The organism is Streptomyces sp. NPDC014864 (assembly GCF_043081525.1).
Classification (GTDB): Bacteria; Actinomycetota; Actinomycetes; order Streptomycetales; family Streptomycetaceae; genus Streptomyces.
The window spans coordinates 114,359-131,439 of sequence record NZ_JBIBWT010000018.1; the positions used below are offsets into that span (position 1 = coordinate 114,359).

Genomic DNA, 17,081 nt, shown 5'->3' on the forward strand with positions numbered 1-17,081 from the left:
GGGGACGAGCACATGCCCGCCTCCCCGCAGGCCCCTCCCCCTTCCCGCTGCAGGGTCAAGACGAAGAATTGGAGAGGCATCGTGCACGACCTGATCGCAAGCCCGTTCCTGGAACAGCACTTGCTGCTTCGGCCCGGCCACAGAGATGGCTTTCTCCTGCCCGAAGCGCACTACGAGGAGCTGCGCACCCGCGATCCCGCGCAGCCCGCGCCCACGTGGCTGGCCGACGCCGTCCGTGGCCGGTGGGGCATGGACGTGGCCGGGCGGCCGGCGGGTGACTTCCTGCTCGTCCGGCAACCGTCCCGCTGGGGCTACTTGAAGGCGAGCTGGGAGGTCAACCTTGGATGCAACTACGCCTGTAAGCACTGCTACCTCGGCCTGAAGGTGAACAGCGGCATGCCGCGGGCGGACAAGCTGCGCTGCCTGGAGACCATGGCAGGCGCCGCGGTGCTGTGGCTCCAGATCACCGGTGGCGAGCCGACCATCGACAAGGACTTCATGCGCTCGTACCGCCACGCGTTCGAGCTCGGCATGATGCTCACGATCTCCACCAACGGCTCACTGCTGTGGCGCGAGAACCTGCTCCGCCTCTTCGAGGAGTGTCACATTCAGCAGCGTCGTCCGGCTGACGACGATGTGCAGTATGGCGGCGAGCCGCGCACCGGCACGGCCGGCCAGCGCCAGGGCAATGGCCTGGATCAGGGTAGCCAGCACGACAGTGCGGCGTCCGTACCGGATGGTGAGTCCCTCGACCTGCTCAACGAAGGTTGCGACGCGCACAACTGGCGACATCGCAGAACAACCGCCGCACCGACAGGTCGATGGCCACTGGACGCCCGCCCACGGCGGCATCCGCCAGACACCGTCGATACCAACTGTGGACCCGGACCGAGGAAACACCGCAGTCGGGGAGAACCGCCGCGGGTGCGGGCTTGGACCCGCACCACGCCGTCTTCCACGCGCACTTGCTCCACCAGCACCTTCTCCAGGTGCGGAAACACGATGTCCAGCAAGTCGTCACACACTGCGGACCATGCTACCGAAGTGAGGGTCAGTCACCCCGTCACGGAAATCTTGACTGAGTCTCTCGATGACGCCGCCCGCCGCACGGACCTGGGCCAAGCGCGGACACACACCCGTCATCCGGGTACGGGGACGCTCTCAGCGCCGCTTCTCCGTTGCCGCTCTGGCCTGCTACAAGCAGGGTGAACGCTTACGGCTGATCTACCGGCCCAAGCGGCACGTCGATCACAAACGCGGCGGCAGAAGCAGTTTCACCTGGACCGATTACCGCGACCTGCTCATCGCCGCGCACCAGCAGCTCGGCGCACCCATCGTGCTCGTGTGGGACAACTGTGAGACTCATGGGGCGCCGTCCGGGGCCAGGGGTCTGACCCGTGGGACAACTGGCCAGGCTGCCTTGTTGAGGATCTGTCGGCCTGTGGCCCGGGTGGTGCTTGCTGCCGCCGGACCGGCGAGCGTGTCTCGATAGGGGCCTTGCCGCACAAGGCACCGTCACAGTTCCCTGACCGCCCACCGGCCCGACGTCGGCCACAGCCCCGTGCCGATTGAGGAGCCGCGTGACCATCACCAGCATGCTCCAGTCGACTCTGCCTGCACAGCCGGAAGAACCGCCGGCCGAAGACGTGATCCTGGGGGTGGACACCCACAAGGACGTGCATGTCGCTGCCGTGATTACCGTGCTCGGGGCGCTCCTGGCCCACCAAGAGTTCCTGGCCACGGCCGTCGGATACCGGCAACTCCTGGCCTGGGCATGCTCTTTCGGCGCCCTGCACCGAGCGGGCGTGGAATGCACCGGATCCTACGGAGCGGCTCTGGCACGCTTCCTCAGCCGGGAGAACGTGCAGGTCGTCGAGGGCAATCAGCCGGACCGCGCCATCCGCCGCAAGCGCGGCAAGACCGACGCCGTGGATGCGGAGGCCGCCGCCCGCGCAGTGCTGTCCGGACGCGCTGACGTCACACCCAAGACCGGTGAGGGCCCAGCGGCCGACATGCGCGTGCTGTGGCTGGCGAAGGAGTCGTTCGAGACCGGGCGGGTGTTCACACCGCGGGTCGACCGCTACAGCCAGGTCGCAGTCCGCACCAACCGCTACTCGGTGCCCGTCCGGCTGATCGGCAGGCGGGTCAGGGTGATCCTGCATGCCTCTCACCTGGTGGTTTACGACAGGAACGTGGAAGTGGCCCGCCATGAGCGGCTGATCGCCAAGGGCAGCTGCCGCCTGGAACTGGACCACTACCTCGAAGCCCTGATCCGCAAGCCAGGCGCTTTCCCCGGCGCGACCGCGCTCGAGCAGGCCCGGTCCGCCGGCAAGTTCACCCCGGTCCACGACGCCTGGTGGGCCGCAGCGGTCAAGGCACACGGCGACACCGAGGGCACCCGGGCCTTGATCGAGGTGCTCCTGATGGCTCGGCACATCCCGCACGAGCACCTGGTCGCCGCTCTGGCGCCCGCGCTGCGGGCCGGGGCACTGATCGCGGATGCGGTCGCCCTGGAGGCCCGCAAGGCCGCCCAGACCGAGGACGAACCCGTTCCAGCCGCCTCGTCTGCACAGTCACCGGAGAGCCGTCGGCGACCGTGACGTTCCTGCACGAGTGGAAGCTGAACCACCTGCCGCCGGAGACCAGACCGCTGCCCTCGGGGACGCCGTACGAGCAGTTGCTCCGACGTCGTCGCGCCAGCGGCGGTGACCACCGAGAGGGGGAAGCACAGTGACCCTGCCCCGCCAGCGAGGATTGACCGAGCAGGCCGCCACCACCGCCATCGACACCGCCTGCCGTCTGCTGCGGCTGCCGTCGATCCGCAACGAGTTCGCCGACATCGCCGACCGGGCCGCCAAGGACCAGATGACCTACCGCGGCTTCCTCGCCGAGCTGCTGATGGCGGAGTGCGACGACCGGGCCCGCCGGCGCTCGGAACGGCGGATCAAGGCAGCCGGGTTCCCGAGGGAGAAGTCGCTGCGGACCTTCGACTTCGACGCCAACCCCAACATCGACGCGGCCACGATCAACACCCTCGCCAGCTGCGAATGGATCAAGAAGGGGCAGCCCCTCGGCCTGATCGGCGACTCCGGCACCGGCAAGTCCCACATGCTCATTGCCCTGGGCACCGAGGCCGCCATGAAGGGCTACCGCGTCCGCTACACACTCGCCACGAAGCTGGTGAACGAACTGGTTGAGGCCGCCGACGAAAAGCAGCTGAACAAGACCATCGCCCGCTACGGCCGCGTCGACCTCTTGTGCATCGACGAGCTCGGCTACATGGAACTGGACCGGCACGGCACCGAACTCCTGTTCCAGGTCCTGACCGAGCGCGAGGAGAAGAACAGCGTCGCCATTGCCTCCAACGAGTCGTTCGGCGGCTGGACGACGACGTTCACCGATCCCCGACTCTGCGCGGCCATCGTCGACCGCCTCGCCTTCAACGGCACCATCATCGAGACCGGCACCGACTCCTACCGGCTGGCCAGCACACGAGCCCGCGCCGAGCAGGTCGAAGCCGGCTGACTGACGTCTTCATGCTGGTCCGCTGCCCGTTGCGGCGGGTCAGCCAAGCTCACAGCCCGCAAGGAGCGCGAACGAAGCCCGCTCTTGCCACTTCGCACCGTCATGCACCATGAGGTCAACTGACGAGACTCGGGACGTGAAGGGGAGTTTGCTGAGCAGTTCGGCCTCAATCTCATCCAGAACTGCATCGTCCTGACCGTCAGCGACGGTCAGGTGGGGCACGATCTCGGTGAACTGGCCCCCATAGGGAGGGGCTTCGGGCCACCGGTCAGCGATCACCTCGGTGAGCCGCCGCAACTGCGAGTCTGGCTCGGGAGCGAGATACAGCACTCCCGGAAACCGTCCACAGCTCTCAAACCGCAGGTCAAAGGCATGATGACTGCCGAGCACATCAGTGAGAGCCGAGTAGACATGCGCATCTATTCGGTTCTCGTCGAGGAACGGGAACAGCACCGTGACATGTGCTGGTACTCCTGCTTGGGCTGATGGATCGAACCGTTCCCGCCATGCGCGGACGGCCGGCTCAGCGTCCGGGATCCTGACGATGAGTCCTGTCCGGCCTACCTCAAACCTACTGGTGCTGTCATCTGCCATGACACCGCATGCTGCCACCTCGGAAGCCGACGACCGCACTCATTATGCGCCCGTGATCACGAGCGATCCGAGGCACGAAACAAGCCGGGAGTCGACGCCGCCGGAACACGACTGCCGTCATTTCCCGTGAACATCCAGACAGCCAACGATCACCAAGCGCCGCCGGAACCGATGAACAAACGCTGTCGATTGCAGTGAACGAAGCCAGACCGTCGACTACGGGAGTTCATCGACACCCACGACTGGATCACCTGCTACTTCCTGCCGGCCTACGCACCCGACCTGTCGAGGGCATCTGGTCCCTGCTGCGACGCAGCAGCCAGGTCAACACCGCCTTCACCGACCCAGACCACCTCATCAGCACACTCCGACACGGTCTCCGCCAGATCCAGTACCGCAGCAACCTCATCAACGGATGCCTCGCCGAAACCGGCCTCACCATGACGACACCACGTCAACAAAGTCAGTAACCAGCCGTATCCGGTGGAAGCCGCTCGGGGCCCTGGCGTGTTTCGCGCCGGGGTCCGAGCCGTACGTGGAAGACGAGTAGCGTCAGCCCCATGCGCTTGCTGTGGGACTGGTTGCGCCCCGTGATCCAGGTGCCGTACGTGCCGACGATCGGCCCCGTCCACCCCGATGCCCTGGCCCCGGGCCTGTTCGATGACGTGCTGCGCGTCGCCAGCACCGGCGCGTTCCTGCCCTACGACAAGGACCAACGCTGGGCCGACACGAAGGACGAGACGGTGCTGCCCGATCACATCGAGCACACCAGCGCCCAGGGTGACGCGGTGGCAGGGCGGGCGGCCTTCCGAGCCGTCCTTGTACTGGATCGTCCCGTAGGGCGTGACGTTGCTGTTGGTGTACTCCACCACCCCGTAGTCGGACTGGTTCGTGTCGTTCCCGTAGACCCAGTCGGTGACCCTTCCGAGGGGTATGTCCCCGCTTCTGCGGTGCCAGGTGACAGCGCCGCCGTTCATACAGTGGCCGGCGGTGAGCATGTACTTCTTGCCGCTGGCGTTCTGCACGTTGAACCCGGCGGTACAGGTGGCGACCCAGTTCGTCCCGCCCGAGGTGTATTCCGATGTGATGCCCACGCCGCCGCGCATGGTGTAGGCGGTCGATTCGATCTTGCCAGATTGTTCGGTTATGCCGACTGCGTCACCGTATCCGGAGACGGCCTTCTTAGAGGTTACGCGGATAGGTGCAGTTGGGGACCCCGGCAGCAGAACGGGCACAGGTCCCGGTGATCATGGAGTTGCGAAGCTCTGTGATCACTGAGGAGGCCTGTGCCCGCGCTTCCACCATGGCTCACCGAACCGCTCTGGGACCAATTCGTGGGCCTGCTGCCCGAGCGGCCGGAGTTCCACCCGGACCATCCGCTCGGCTGTCACCGTCGGCGGATCAGTGACCGGATCGTCTTCGACAAGATGCTGCAACTGCTGCGCTTCGGCTGTTCTTACGAGGCGATCGCCGACACGAACTGCTCGGCCACCACGATCCGCTGCCGCCGCGACGAGTGGATCCGACTCGGCGTGTTCGCCCGGCTCAAGCAGATCGCGCTGGACTCCTACGACCGGATCGTCGGCCTCGTCCTCGATCAGATCGCCGTGGACGGCTCCATCACCAAGGCGCCCGGAGGCGGTGAGGTCGCCGGCCGCTCACCGGTCGACCGCGGCAAACAGGGCCTCAAACGTTCGGGCATGACGGACGGGTACGGCATTCCGCTGGGTCGTGTCCTGGCCGGTGCCAACCGCCACGACTCCCCATTGCTCGCCCCTACCCTGGACCGTCTGGACGACCTGGGGCCGTTGCCCGACGACATCACCGTGCACCTGGACGCCGGCTACGACTCGGACAAGACCCGCGCGCAGCTCAGCGAACGCTGCCTGCGCGGGCGCATCGCGCACAAGGGGGAGAAGGCACCCATCCAGGCCAGTCAGCGTTGGCATGTCGAACGCACCCACGCCTGGCAGAACGCCTTCTACCGGCTCGCCCGCTGCTACGAGCGGCGCACCGCCGTCATCGACGCCTTCTTCGACCTCGCCGACACGGTCATCACCGTACGTAGCCTGATCCGGCAGGCATGGACCACTCACCGCTGGGACGAACGCCCAAACCGCCGGCCATCACCGCACCCGTATCCGTGCCACCTCTAAGCCCCGGACGACTCCAGCAGTGGTGCAGCGGCACAACGCCGGGGATCCGCCCGGTAGGCAGCGAGATCCTCGCTGGTGGCAAAGGTTATGAGGTGGGCCTCGACCTGATCGTCCAGAGTGCGCAGTCGGCGCTCAAGAATCCCTCCATACTCGGCGAGGAGAGGCAGGACAGCGCCTTCATAGGCGTCGAAGGCGTCCAAGCCCCCTTCAGGTAGCCGCGCGAGCATCAAGTAGGTGACGGCCATGGCTCCCTCATAACGGTCTGTAACCGGTGATCTTCTGGGCCTATCTGGAGCACACGCCCTCAACGCCGCCCCAACGGCCGCCTATCCGTGCGGCCTCTTAATTCGAGACCGGTCGGCGTCGGAAACCCCGTCGTAGAGCTTCACTTCCACCCGGTTGCTGCGCTGGTCGATACTCCAGGCAGTGTTGGGTATTGCTGTCAGTTGATCCAGTTTCGCCTTGGCGGAGCTGAGCTCGGCCGTGCTGTGCGGGACGACCTCCGCTACCGCCCCAGCACTTCGCACGGATTCTGCCGCTGCCTGATCGGTAACGGCCACAACGAGTCGTTCGTTCCGGTAGTAGACGCCGGCTGTGCGCTGGTTGCCCAGTTGATCGGCGGTCGCCACTGCCTTGGCAGGATCGGTGAGTGGTTCCGGGGCTGCTTGGGCGGCGGTCAGGGCGGTCAGCGTGAGAACCCCGCCGAGCGCCGCCGCGACTATCCCCCGAGATGCGTAATGACGTCTTCGCACGTGTACTCCTCAGTTTTCGGAGTTGGACTGCATTTCCGTTGATCGACGCGCTTGGGCGAGACCCGCGACGGCAGGCAGCCGTCGAATGAATTGGACATGATAATTCTGTTTTGGTGGCATGTTGGCCTGAATCCACGAGCTGTGGCCGGAAAAACCCCGCGGCAGAACGTATTGGCCCCGCCATCCGGATGGCAGGGCCAATACGTTCTGCGGACGCTACAGCTCGATCTCGATCTGCTCGGTGTCGGTGAACTTTCCGAGCAGGCCGTACGCGCGGGTGTTATTGGCGCGGAAGTGCATCTGAGCGAGGGCCTCGGCCGCGATCTGCTGGAGCTGCTGCTCGGTAGCGCCCTGCTCCCGGGCAGTGATCATGCGGTCAGCGAACCCGTCTTGCGCCCAGGGCCGGCCACGGCTCGTAGTACGGCACCCGGCCCCGGTTGCGCTGCCTCGGCTTGCCGGTCCCGCCCTTCGCAGTGGCCTTGATCGCCTTCAGCGCCAGGGCCGGGCCGACCTCCTTGGAGTGGGCCATCGCGTCCAGGAACTCCTGGCCGCCCATTTCGTGGTGACGCCAAGATCGGCCCTCGTCGCCGCGTAGGCGTCGCACAGCCGCTTGGCCGACGGACATCCGCGGCGCGATCATGCGGGAGACGATCAGCTCGAGCACGGTCCCCTCGCTCGTGCTGCGCATGCACGGTGCCCGCGGCCTGGCCCAAGCAGAACCGCCCTAGCGGGCAGGTCCTGACCACCATCGGCGGCTGGCTCAACGCATCGGAGCTGGTCCGCCTGACGGACCACAAGGACGGCACGGCGTCCGGGCCGGTGCTGGGCGGGTACGTCAGTTTCATGCTCGCCCGCCCTCACGCCCCCGCTCGGCCTGCTTCCCGACTTCAGCGCGGGCAAGGAGCGCGAGACCATCATCGGTGCCCGACGTCCTGGACGACTGGATGACCCGGTACGTGCGTGGAGCAGCGTTCCGCTGATCGCTGGAGGAAGGTGTGGCTACCCGATTCTACCGGCGGTAGAATCGACGGCATGAGCAAGCCGACGAGCATCAAGACCACCGAGGCGGTGCGTGACCGGCTACGGACCCTCGCAGCCGAGCGCGGCATGACCATCACTGAACTCGTGGAGGACCTGGCCGCCCGGGAGCTTACGGACGCTGAGCGTGAACAGCGTGCCATCGAGGCTGCCCGTGAGCTCGGCGTCGAATACACCGCGCACGTCCAGCAGGCGGGGAAGGACGCCTGGGAGAAGATCCGCGCCCATCAGGGCGGCGCGGCTGCATGAACCTGACTGCCATCCTGGACCACACAGCTCTGTCCGCCCTCTATGAGGCGGATGCCTTCTTCACCGGCTTGTACATCGAGGCCTCACGTGGCACCGGGCGGCTCCTGATCCCCTCCCTGTCCGTCCTGGCCGCCGAGCGCCGGACTCCAGGAGCCGGCATGCACGCCGCGGCACTCCGCTTCGCGGAGAGCATCCCCTTCACCACCGATCACGCGCGCGATGCCATGGCCTGGCCCAGTGCCCAGTGGCCCGCAGTGCATCCGGCCGCCATCGCGTGGCAGGCCGCCAAATCCGGTGAGCCGCTCACCGTCCTCTCCACTGAACCGGAGCTTTACACCGGCACGGGTATTACTCCGCTCAACCCCACCTGAGCGGCACTGATATCCATCGGCCCTCGGACCCTCCACGCCCCGAAGAACAGCGGGCCCCCTCGGCCCGGGTCGAACAGGCACCGGGGCCAGGTGCGCTGACCGTGACGTCGTAGTCGGCCCTCCGGGGACGCCTACGCGGAGTGGCGGGGGTGTCCCAGGCCCGCATCCCGTGCGAGAGCCGCTGCTTCCGTGCGGGACCGGGCGTGCAGTTTCGCGAGCACGTCGCTGACCCGATTGCGGATGGTCTTCTCGGACAGGGAGAGGCGACGGGCGATGGACGCGTTGTCGAGGCCGCGGGAGATCAGGTCGAGGGTCTCGCGTTCCCGGTCGGTGAGGTGAGGAAAGGGGAGGGGGGATCGGGCGGCGGGTGGAGTGGCGAAATGGGCCAGGACGCGCTCGGCGATCCGGGGGCCGAAGACCGCTTCGCCACGGGCGACCCCGAGCAGGGCGCGGTGGACGTCGGCGCCGTCCGACTCCTTGAGCAGGTAGCCACGCGCGCCGACGCGCAGGGCGGCGAAGACCGAGGCCTCGTCCTCGTCCATGGTCAGGATGAGCACGGCGATCTCCGGATGGGCCGTGGTGATCCGGGCCGTGGCCTCCAGGCCGTTGAGGTTCGGCATGCGCAGGTCCATGAGCACGATTGTCGGCCGCAGCCGGTCGGCGGCCATGATGGCTTCGGCACCGTCGGACGCCTCTCCGAGGACCGTCACATCCGGGAGATCGGCGAGGACGGTGGCCATTCCGGCCCGGAAGACGGGATGGTCGTCGACGACGAGGACGGTGACCGGGGAGGGGACGGGGACGCTCACCGCTGGTCCCCCACCGGGAGGCCCGCTCGTACGACGGTGCCTCCGCCGGGCGCGGTCGTCACCTCAAGCCGGCCTCCGACCTCGGCCGCGCGCTCCCTCATGCTGCGGAGTCCCACACCGGCCCTGTGCTTGGGCGGAATACCGCGCCCGTTGTCGCGGATCGACAGGATCAAGACGGTGTCCTCCAAAAGGGCGGTCAGTTCGAGGCGGCCGGCGGCGCTGTGCCTCACGGCATTGGCGACCGCCTCGGCGGCGATGGCGTAGGCGGCGACCTCGACAGCGGCCGGCAGGCTGTGGCAGGCGCCGTCGATACTGCTGTGGCAGGCCGGTGTGTCGTATCCGGCCAGCAGTTCCCGCAGGGCGCCGGGCAACCCGAGCTGGTCGAGGACCGCAGGCCGGAGCCCCTGGACCACGGTGCGCAGATCGGTGACGGTGGAGCGGAGCCTGTCCCGGAGTGTCCTGAGGCATCCCGCGAGGTGGGGGTCGTCGATGCGCCGGGCGAGGGCGTCGAGTTGGTGGGCGGTGCCGGCCAGGGAGGGGCCGATGCCGTCGTGGAGGTCCGCGCGCAGCCGCCGTCGCTCCTCCTCGCGCACGGACAGGATGCGTGACCGGCTGCGGGCGATGTCCTCGACGAGACTGGCGGCGTAGGCGAGTGTTCCGGCGCGGTCCGCGACCTCTTCGACCGCGGCCTGCTCCTTGGCCGTCCAGGGATCGTTGACGCTTCGCCGCCCTACGCGCAGTACACCGAGTTCGCGGCCCAGGGCCCGGCAGGGAAAGGACCGCCAGCCCGCGCCGGCCGCCGGTCTGCCGGAGGCCGCCGCCACGGCGGGGCTCTCGAAGGCCGCGTAGGGCAGACGCAGCGCGGACCGCAGGGCGTCGACGAGGTGCTGCATGGCTTCCGCTGGCTCACCGGCCGGAGCGACACGGCGACCGACGTGCGCGACGACGGCGTACGGATCGTGACGGTGCCCGAACAGCGTCCGGTCGACGGCCGCCTGGACGGCGCCGCGACCGTTGGCCGCGATCAGTGCGGTGAAAGCGAGCAGACAGGTCCCCGTCAGGGACCCGGGCGCGACCAGCCGCGCGCCGGCGACGACCCCGGCGTACACCCCGAGGACGAGCGCGCTGAGGACTGTGAAGACGATGGCGCGGCCGAGGACGAGCTCCACATCGAACAGTCCGTGCCGAAGCATCGCGACAGCGACACTCGCGGGCGGGCCGAGCAGCCCGATCAGCATGAGGAGATCGCCGACCAGAGCCGGCTGCTGGAGGTCGTCCAGGAGGAGGGAGAGGAAAGAGAACGCCATCAGCAGCCCGCCCAGCATCAGCCACTGCAGCTGGGCCCGCTCGACGCCGGTCGCCGCTCGGGTACGCAGGACGAGGAGGACGGCGGCCACGAGGGTACCGCCGAGCATGGTGGTCGCGGCACAGGTGAACATCACGATGTGCAGCCACTCCCAGCCCGCGATCGCGAGCGGATTCGGGACACCGGGGACGGGGTCGGTGCCGCTGGGCCGCAGCATCGTCGCCAGCGTTCCGATCCCGGCGACCGTGACGACGGCCCAGGCGCACGCCCGGCGCGGCGCCGTTTCCAGGCGGCCGTACGGGAAGAGCAAGGGCACCAGAGGCGTGGCGAACCAGTAGCCGACGAAGCCCCAGCAGCCGACCCAGGCCCCCACCTCCCAGCCGGGAAGGGGTTCCTCGGCGACGAGGCGGCTGTAACCGGTGTAGTAGGCCAGCAGGTGGTACGGCCCGATCATTGCGGGTAGCAGCATCAGCCAGCAGACGGGATTGCGCGGCTGGCCCCTGGCGACGACGGCGCCCACCAGCGGCCAGACCGTGCCGAGCACGAGGTCGGACCAGAACAGGGGCGTGACGGCAATGCGTTCAGCCAGCCAGTCGTGCACGGGCACCGTTGCCACGCAGCTCGCCGTGCCCAGCCCCGCGATGCCGTACGCGGTGTGACGCAGTATCCGATCCCCCCGACTCACACCCACATGTTCCCGTAATGCGGGCCCTTACCGGGCGTGATCCGGCGAAACCGTCCCGATCGTACGGGACCGGCGTCCCTGGGCTGCGGGACTCGTCCTCCGCGACAGTCGGATCGGTAATGGACCGTTCCACAGGGAGTTGAGGCGTATGACCACCATCGATCCGGATGCCCGCCCGGGGCGCGTGACGCTACAGGACGACGACCGGAGGGCCAAGTGGCCTCTGTACGGGGTCGGAGCGGGCGCGCTCGGAGTAGTCGCCACGCTCCTGGCGGACGTCCGGGCCGGCACGGTCGAGCGGACCCCCGTGGAGGCCTCGGTCCTCGACGACGTGAGCCGTTCCGTGGCGCATCTCGGTCTCGTCGCCGGCTTCCTGACGGTCTCCCTGCTCCTCGCTCTGGCTGCGGCATGGCGGCGTCAGGTCGAGCCGCGGGTGCCCTCCAGCACCGCCGCCTACGTGGTCAGCGGCGCCCTGACGGCCTCGGCCGCGGGACTGACCTACGGCTACGGATGGAAGGGCGCCCTGGCCATCTACCTGCCGGACGGCTTGAACGAGCGGTCCTTCGGCCAGGACGGGATGTTCGTCTACTTCATGCTCAACGACTTTGGCGGGTACATCGGCTGGCTCGGCGTCGTGGTCGCGGCCGGTGCGGTGGCCTGGATGGCGTTGCGTGAGCGCACGATCTCACGGTGGATCGGCTGGTTCAGCGTCGTGCCCGTACTGGCGGTCGTCCTCTTCGCGGGCATCACCGGCCTTCCCGGCTTCCAGGGCGTCGTCGGCCCCGTATGGATGCTGGTCACCTTTCTCGGACTGGCATGGGGGCGCAGCGCGATCGTCCGCTGACACGACCCTGTCTCACTCGTACATCAGGAGGCCCCCATGCTGTCCCTCTCCCATGCCGCCCGCCGCGGCGCCGCGTGCGCGGCGATTCTCATAGCCGCGCTGCTGACCACGAGCGCCTGCGGGCTGGACTCCCCGCCGCACGACTCCGGAGACCATTCGTCTTACGACTACACGGAGGAACCGACGGACGAGCCCACGGAGGAACCGACGGAGGAACCGACCGAAGAGCCCACGGAGGAACCGACCGAAGAGCCCACCGAGCTCATCGAGCCGGTCGAGGCGTCGGTGCCCGACAGCGTCGTCGGTGTCTGGTGCGGCGGCAGCAACGCCGAGGGGCACTGGACGTATGAGTTCTCCAGTACCGGTGAGTTCATGGCGAGCAGGGGCGGCGCGGGTTTCTCGGGTGTCGTCGTCAGCGACTCCCAGTCCATGACCTTCCACGTGCCGGGGGAGTCACCTTTCGTATCGTCCTGGCAAGTGGTCCAGGACCCCGTCCTGGGACCTCTCCTCTTCCTCGACGGCTACAGCTACCTGCCCGGGAGCTGTAGCTCCTAGGCGCCTGACCAGGGACAGCCAGCGCGGCAGGTCGATCTCGGCCAGGATCGTCTTGCCGGGCGGGACGCAGTCCTGGACCTCCCAACGGTCGGCGAGGGCGTCGACGAGGGTCCGGCTGCGGCCGTCCTCCGCGAGGGGGTGGACCGGGTGTACGGCGCCGGGGCCGGGCGGGTTGCGTTCGGCGCGGGTGTCGGTGACCTCTCAGCCGTCCGTGGCGGGGGCAGGGAGAGAGGCCAGACATCGGCTAGTGCGGAGCTTCCGCTTAAGCACGGGACTGTCAAACGAGTGGTGTAACTGCGGTAGTTGAGGTTGCTGACGGGCCGCCGACAGGCGGCCGTCGAAGGTGATGTCGAAAGCGTTCAGGGCGGTCTTCCAGCGCATGGTCCAGCGGGCCTGCCCCTTGCCGGTGGGATCGAGGGACGTGATCGCCATGTAGACGCATTTCAGGGCGGCCTGCTCGTTGGGGAAGTGTCCGCGGGCCTTGACCGCCCGGCGGATGCGGGCGTTGACGGACTCGATCGCGTTCGTCGTGCAGACGATGCGGCGGATCTCGGTGTCGAACCGCAGGAACGGGGTGAACTCCTCCCAGGCGTTCTCCCACAGTTTCACGATCGCCGGATACTTCCGGCCCCAGGCGTCGGCGAACTCGGCGAACCGCTCCAGGGCGGCCTCTTCGGTCGGCGCGGTGTAGACGGGCTTGAGAAGCTTGGCGATCTTGTCCCAGTCCTGGCGGGCGGCGTAGCGGAAGGAGTTCCGCAGCAGATGCACGACACAGGTCTGCACGATCGTCCGGGGCCAGACGGTCTCCACCGCTTCGGGCAGGCCCTTGAGCCCGTCGCAGACCAGCATGAGCACGTCGCTGACGCCGCGGTTCTTGATCTCCGTGAGGATGTGCAGCCAGTGCTTGGCGCCCTCGCCGGCCCACAACCCCAGGATCTCCCGCCGGCCCTCGGCGGTGACGGCCAGGGCGACATAGACGGGCCGGTTGGCGACCGCGCCGTCGCGGATCTTCACGTGGACGGCGTCGATGAAGAGGACCGGATAGACGGCGTCGAGCGGGCGCCCCTGCCATTCGGCCATGCCCTCGAGCACCTTGTCGGTGATGGTGGAGACGGTCTGGCGGGAGACCTCGGCTCCATAGACCTCGGACAGGTGCGCCTGAACCTCGCCGGTCGTCAGGCCCTTCGCGGCCAGTGAGATGACCATCTCGTCGACGCCGGTCAGGCGCTTCTGCCGCTTCTTGACGATCTTCGGTTCGAAGGAGCCGTCACGGTCGCGGGGCACGGTTATCTCCACCGGCCCCACGTCGGTCAGCACGGTCTTGGAGCGTTTGCCGTTGCGGGAGTTGCCGCCGTTCTTGCCGGCCGCATCGTGCTTGTCATAGCCGAGGTGGTCGGTGATCTCGCCCTCCAGGGCGGACTCCAGCAGCCGCTTGGTCAGTTGCTGCAGCAGCCCGCCCTCGCCGGTCAGCTGCAGACCCTCGGCCTGGGCCCGGTGCACCAGCTCGTCGATCAACTGGTCGTCCACGGCCTTCGCCGACTCGACAGACTTCGGCTCGGTCACGTTCTCACTGGTCATCGATGCACCTTCCATGATCGGGAGTTACACCGAACGTCTTACAGTCCCGCTCCAGGCGCTGCACAAGGGAACGGCGCGGCTGGTCTACAACGGCCGCGAGACGTGGCACGGGAAAAGCTGATGCGCAGCGCAGGGATCGTTCTGCTGGTGGTGTCCGCCGCTGTGGCGTCAGGCGTAGCCCTTGCGCTGTACGGCGCGCAAGGCCAGGGCGCCCAGTGGGACGTTCAGCCAGAAGGTGAGCAGCCGGTAGACGAGCACGGCCGAGGTGGCTGCGCCGGCCGTGACGCCTAGCGCGGTGAGACCGGCGATGAGGCCGGCTTCGAGGGCACCCAGTCCGCCGGGGACAGGAGCCGCGTTGGCGACGAGGCGTGCCGCCATGTAGACGGCGCCGGCCTGGACGAAGGGAAGATCACCGCCGAACGCGCGCACGCTCAACGCGAGTCCCACGACCTGGATGAGGGGCAGGCCCAGCGCGCCGGTGACGAGGAGAGCCAGCTTGGCGGGATCGGAGGCGACCCCCGTCACAGTCGACACCGCCGCCCGCAGGAACGGCCACACCTTCTCGCGGAGGAAGCGCCGTCCGGCCGGGGTGACACCGAGCAGACCCCCTGCCGCGAGGGCCAGGGCGAAGGCCGGCAGCACATACCGGCCTGCGGGCACGTGCAGGCGCACTTCGGTGTGGTGGCGTCCGACCCAGGCGAAAAACCAGGCGGCGAGCACGGCGTTGGAGACGGCGCTGACGAGACTCTGCAGGCCGACAGAGGCCGTGGCGGCCCCGGTCTCGATCCCCGTCTTCTGCAGGTAGCGCAGATTGAGCGCCATGCCGCCGACATTGTTCGGAGTGATCCGGTTCAGGAACGAACTGGCGAACTGCACCTCGTACGTGGGGCCGAACGGCAACCTGGCCGGAATGGTGCCCATTTGAAGGCAGGTGGAGAACACCTGGGAGATGAAGGTGACAGGCAGCGCCGCGAGCACCCACCACCAGTCGGCCTTTCGCAACGCGGCCACCACCGCTGGGGCACTGGCGAACTGCGGCAGCACCAAGTGCAGGACAAGGAATGCACCGACCAGGCCGAAGATGGTCTTCCAGGTGAAACGCGCGAGGGGCGCGAGGGACGCGGGCTCGGCACCGGTCGCCTCCACGACCGCGGCAGAGAGGTCACGCAGCAGGCTCGGGCGGCCGCCGGGGCGCACCGCGCGCCGCTTGGTGCCCGCTCCCGCCGCACGAGCGCGGGCCTGGTCGTGCCGGGCGACCTCGCGCCGTGCGGGGCCGAGCAGCGCGAGCGGCTGCAGGTAGGGCAGGACTGTCGCCAGCAGCGGCGGGCCGAGGCCGGCCAACGCACACTGGGTGGCGCGCGGCACCCCTATGCGTGTCGCGGTAGTGGCCAGCAGTTCGGCAATGTCGCTGCCGAGCGCGTCGGGTGTGGCGCCCAGCCGGGCGCGTGCGAACGCGATGAGCCGGGACGCACCGTCCGGTTCGACGAGGATGTGTTCCGGGCGGAGCGCCCGGTGCGCCAGTCGGTGCTTTTGGAGGCGGGCCACGGACGTCCATACGCCGGTGAGTATCTGGTCGGTGATCTCCTCGCCCGGGAACGCGGACAGCGGACGGGCGGCGTGCTCGATCGTCACCAGGAGTGCGCCGCCCTTGGCCACCGGGTACGCGATCACCGGCTCGGCCGCCCGGGCGCCGGTACGGCCTGCGAACACGAGCATGAGGAGTTCGTGCTCGACCGCGGCGAGTGGGGTATGCGCGTCCGTGTCGGTGGGGTGGCGCAGCAGCGCGAGCCGGGCCAGCCGGTGGAAGAGGTCGCGGGTGCGGTCCTCGGGGCCGAGCACCTGTACCGTGAGTCGCGCACCGGTGGTGGTCTCGGCGCCGTAGCCGACCCCTTCCCCGGAGCGCTGATCCGGTGGCGGCGTCTCCCGCAGCGCGGCGAGCGGGATCCCGCACGCAACGAGTGCGTCGGCGACCGCCTGCGGGGCCGGCCGGTCCGCCGGGGCTCCGGCCAGCAGCAGCACGGCAGATCCGGCCATACCTCCTACGGCCAGCGCGGCGACTGCCTCGAGTGGCATGAGGGCGGCGGCTGTGATGCTCAGCCCGGCGCACCCGACGGTCAGCGTCCACCATGTCCGTCGCAGACGCGTGTCCAGCCACGGACCTGCCGCAACGACCGCCGCAGCACACGCGGCCAGATACGCTGCCGGCGGCCAGTCGGCATCCACCAGCGCGCCCCGTCCCGCCAGCACCTGCGGCCATACGCCTGGTCTGCTACGCGTCATGGCCAGGTGGGTGACGAGCCACGAAAGCAGCGCGCCCAGCGCCGCCGCGGGCACGATCCGGAGAATCGCGTCGCCGCGCCGCCGGGCGACCAGTACGCCGACGGCCACCAGCGGCGCGACGACAGCGACCACCTGCACCGCCCCGACGACACCATCGCGCAATCCCGTCGGTAGCGCGGTCGCCGCGTCGAGCAGCGCCTGCTGCATCCTGCGGGTGGGTGCGAGCGCCGCGACGGCCGGCAGCACCGCCACCACCAGCACGGCGCCGGAGACGAGCAGCCGCGACAGATCGGCCGCCCGGCGCACCTGGCGCGGCGGCGGAGCGTCCATCAGCGGCGT

General features: G+C 68.6%; 16 protein-coding genes and 5 pseudogenes. 10 read left to right on the top strand and 11 right to left on the bottom strand.

Annotated features, from left to right (window positions below; translation table 11 throughout):
- Nucleotides 1-249: 249 nt before the first annotated feature.
- Nucleotides 250-585 (top strand): annotated as a pseudogene (locus ACF1A5_RS27790) (radical SAM protein); the annotation flags it as partial.
- A 172-nt stretch (nucleotides 586-757) separates the two neighbouring features.
- Here ACF1A5_RS27790 and ACF1A5_RS27795 read toward each other — a convergent pair.
- Complete coding sequence (locus ACF1A5_RS27795) at nucleotides 758-1,021, bottom strand: transposase family protein (protein ID WP_392195650.1); 264 nt, start codon at nucleotides 1,019-1,021, stop codon at nucleotides 758-760.
- Between the two features lie 69 nt (nucleotides 1,022-1,090).
- On the opposite strand from ACF1A5_RS27795, the pseudogene ACF1A5_RS27800 reads away from it, so the two are divergent.
- The 3 genes and pseudogenes from ACF1A5_RS27800 to istB form a co-directional block, all read left to right on the top strand.
- Nucleotides 1,091-1,372: pseudogene (locus ACF1A5_RS27800) on the top strand (IS630 family transposase); the annotation flags it as partial.
- 208 nt (nucleotides 1,373-1,580) lie between these two features.
- Nucleotides 1,581-2,600: a transposase gene (locus tag ACF1A5_RS27805; RefSeq protein ID WP_392195610.1), complete on the top strand. Its 1,020-nt coding sequence runs from the start codon at nucleotides 1,581-1,583 to the stop codon at nucleotides 2,598-2,600.
- Nucleotides 2,601-2,730: 130 nt separating this feature from the next.
- Nucleotides 2,731-3,525, top strand: coding sequence for an IS21-like element helper ATPase IstB (istB, locus tag ACF1A5_RS27810; protein ID WP_392195611.1), 795 nt, complete (start codon nucleotides 2,731-2,733; stop codon nucleotides 3,523-3,525).
- Between the two features lie 39 nt (nucleotides 3,526-3,564).
- Here the strand turns inward: istB and ACF1A5_RS27815 are convergent, their stop codons facing one another.
- On the bottom strand, nucleotides 3,565-4,119 hold the full coding sequence (locus ACF1A5_RS27815; protein WP_392195612.1) for a 2'-5' RNA ligase family protein: 555 nt from the start codon (nucleotides 4,117-4,119) through the stop codon (nucleotides 3,565-3,567).
- A gap of 216 nt (nucleotides 4,120-4,335) precedes the next feature.
- Here ACF1A5_RS27815 and ACF1A5_RS27820 point away from each other — a divergent pair.
- A pseudogene (locus tag ACF1A5_RS27820) lies at nucleotides 4,336-4,589 on the top strand (IS630 family transposase); the annotation flags it as partial.
- Between the two features lie 816 nt (nucleotides 4,590-5,405).
- Complete coding sequence (locus ACF1A5_RS27825; protein ID WP_392195613.1) at nucleotides 5,406-6,275, top strand: IS5 family transposase; 870 nt, start codon at nucleotides 5,406-5,408, stop codon at nucleotides 6,273-6,275.
- Here the strand turns inward: ACF1A5_RS27825 and ACF1A5_RS27830 are convergent.
- From ACF1A5_RS27830 to ACF1A5_RS27845, 4 genes are all read right to left on the bottom strand, one after another.
- Nucleotides 6,272-6,520: a hypothetical protein gene (locus ACF1A5_RS27830; RefSeq protein ID WP_392195614.1), complete on the bottom strand. Its 249-nt coding sequence runs from the start codon at nucleotides 6,518-6,520 to the stop codon at nucleotides 6,272-6,274. The two genes, ACF1A5_RS27825 and ACF1A5_RS27830, sit on opposite strands and share 4 nt — an antisense overlap.
- Before the next feature lie 81 nt (nucleotides 6,521-6,601).
- On the bottom strand, nucleotides 6,602-7,027 hold the full coding sequence (locus tag ACF1A5_RS27835; RefSeq protein ID WP_392195615.1) for an alpha-lytic protease prodomain-containing protein: 426 nt from the start codon (nucleotides 7,025-7,027) through the stop codon (nucleotides 6,602-6,604).
- Nucleotides 7,028-7,243: 216 nt separating this feature from the next.
- Entirely contained in the window at nucleotides 7,244-7,399 is a 156-nt protein-coding gene (locus tag ACF1A5_RS27840) for a hypothetical protein (protein WP_392195616.1), read from the bottom strand.
- Between the two features lie 4 nt (nucleotides 7,400-7,403).
- Nucleotides 7,404-7,715 carry a hypothetical protein gene (locus tag ACF1A5_RS27845; protein WP_392195617.1) on the bottom strand — a complete coding sequence of 104 codons (312 nt, stop codon included), beginning with the start codon at nucleotides 7,713-7,715 and terminating at the stop codon, nucleotides 7,404-7,406.
- A 344-nt stretch (nucleotides 7,716-8,059) separates the two neighbouring features.
- Between ACF1A5_RS27845 and ACF1A5_RS27850 the strand changes: the two genes are divergently transcribed.
- Nucleotides 8,060-8,314: a hypothetical protein gene (locus tag ACF1A5_RS27850; RefSeq protein ID WP_392195618.1), complete on the top strand. Its 255-nt coding sequence runs from the start codon at nucleotides 8,060-8,062 to the stop codon at nucleotides 8,312-8,314.
- Complete coding sequence (locus tag ACF1A5_RS27855) at nucleotides 8,311-8,685, top strand: PIN domain-containing protein (RefSeq protein ID WP_392195619.1); 375 nt, start codon at nucleotides 8,311-8,313, stop codon at nucleotides 8,683-8,685. The genes ACF1A5_RS27850 and ACF1A5_RS27855 overlap by 4 nt, the downstream gene beginning before the upstream one ends.
- Nucleotides 8,686-8,816: 131 nt before the next feature.
- Here ACF1A5_RS27855 and ACF1A5_RS27860 read toward each other — a convergent pair whose 3' ends face one another.
- Together ACF1A5_RS27860 and ACF1A5_RS27865 are read right to left on the bottom strand one after the other, a co-directional pair.
- Nucleotides 8,817-9,494 carry a response regulator gene (locus ACF1A5_RS27860; RefSeq protein ID WP_392195620.1) on the bottom strand — a complete coding sequence of 226 codons (678 nt, stop codon included), beginning with the start codon at nucleotides 9,492-9,494 and terminating at the stop codon, nucleotides 8,817-8,819.
- Nucleotides 9,491-11,485 carry a sensor histidine kinase gene (locus ACF1A5_RS27865; RefSeq protein WP_392195621.1) on the bottom strand — a complete coding sequence of 665 codons (1,995 nt, stop codon included), beginning with the start codon at nucleotides 11,483-11,485 and terminating at the stop codon, nucleotides 9,491-9,493. Before ACF1A5_RS27865 ends, ACF1A5_RS27860 begins: the two co-directional genes overlap by 4 nt.
- Before the next feature lie 148 nt (nucleotides 11,486-11,633).
- On the opposite strand from ACF1A5_RS27865, the gene ACF1A5_RS27870 reads away from it, so the two are divergent.
- Nucleotides 11,634-12,329 carry a hypothetical protein gene (locus ACF1A5_RS27870; protein ID WP_392195622.1) on the top strand — a complete coding sequence of 232 codons (696 nt, stop codon included), beginning with the start codon at nucleotides 11,634-11,636 and terminating at the stop codon, nucleotides 12,327-12,329.
- Nucleotides 12,330-12,365: 36 nt separating this feature from the next.
- Nucleotides 12,366-12,884, top strand: coding sequence for a PT domain-containing protein (locus ACF1A5_RS27875; protein ID WP_392195623.1), 519 nt, complete (start codon nucleotides 12,366-12,368; stop codon nucleotides 12,882-12,884).
- Here ACF1A5_RS27875 and ACF1A5_RS27880 read toward each other — a convergent pair.
- The 3 genes and pseudogenes from ACF1A5_RS27880 to ACF1A5_RS27890 all read right to left on the bottom strand — a co-directional run.
- Nucleotides 12,876-13,085 (bottom strand): annotated as a pseudogene (locus ACF1A5_RS27880) (ATP-binding protein); the annotation flags it as partial. The gene ACF1A5_RS27875 and the pseudogene ACF1A5_RS27880 overlap by 9 nt on opposite strands.
- Before the next feature lie 117 nt (nucleotides 13,086-13,202).
- Nucleotides 13,203-14,477, bottom strand: a pseudogene (locus ACF1A5_RS27885) (IS256 family transposase); the annotation flags it as partial.
- Between the two features lie 153 nt (nucleotides 14,478-14,630).
- Nucleotides 14,631-17,072, bottom strand: a complete 2,442-nt coding sequence (locus tag ACF1A5_RS27890) for a flippase-like domain-containing protein (RefSeq protein ID WP_392195624.1) — start codon at nucleotides 17,070-17,072, stop codon at nucleotides 14,631-14,633.
- Nucleotides 17,073-17,081 lie beyond the last annotated feature (9 nt).

Excerpts from the sequence above, each read along its gene's own strand:
- ACF1A5_RS27870 (WP_392195622.1), top strand. The coding sequence starts at position 11,634 with ATGACCACCATCGATCCGGATGCCCGCCCGGGGCGCGTGACGCTACAG.
- ACF1A5_RS27815 (WP_392195612.1), bottom strand. The coding sequence starts at position 4,119 with ATGGCAGATGACAGCACCAGTAGGTTTGAGGTAGGCCGGACAGGACTC.
- ACF1A5_RS27855 (WP_392195619.1), top strand. The coding sequence starts at position 8,311 with ATGAACCTGACTGCCATCCTGGACCACACAGCTCTGTCCGCCCTCTAT.
- ACF1A5_RS27875 (WP_392195623.1), top strand. The coding sequence starts at position 12,366 with ATGCTGTCCCTCTCCCATGCCGCCCGCCGCGGCGCCGCGTGCGCGGCG.
- ACF1A5_RS27845 (WP_392195617.1), bottom strand. The coding sequence starts at position 7,715 with ATGCGCAGCACGAGCGAGGGGACCGTGCTCGAGCTGATCGTCTCCCGC.
- ACF1A5_RS27850 (WP_392195618.1), top strand. The coding sequence starts at position 8,060 with ATGAGCAAGCCGACGAGCATCAAGACCACCGAGGCGGTGCGTGACCGG.
- ACF1A5_RS27890 (WP_392195624.1), bottom strand. The coding sequence starts at position 17,072 with ATGGACGCTCCGCCGCCGCGCCAGGTGCGCCGGGCGGCCGATCTGTCG.
- ACF1A5_RS27830 (WP_392195614.1), bottom strand. The coding sequence starts at position 6,520 with ATGGCCGTCACCTACTTGATGCTCGCGCGGCTACCTGAAGGGGGCTTG.
- ACF1A5_RS27840 (WP_392195616.1), bottom strand. The coding sequence starts at position 7,399 with ATGATCACTGCCCGGGAGCAGGGCGCTACCGAGCAGCAGCTCCAGCAG.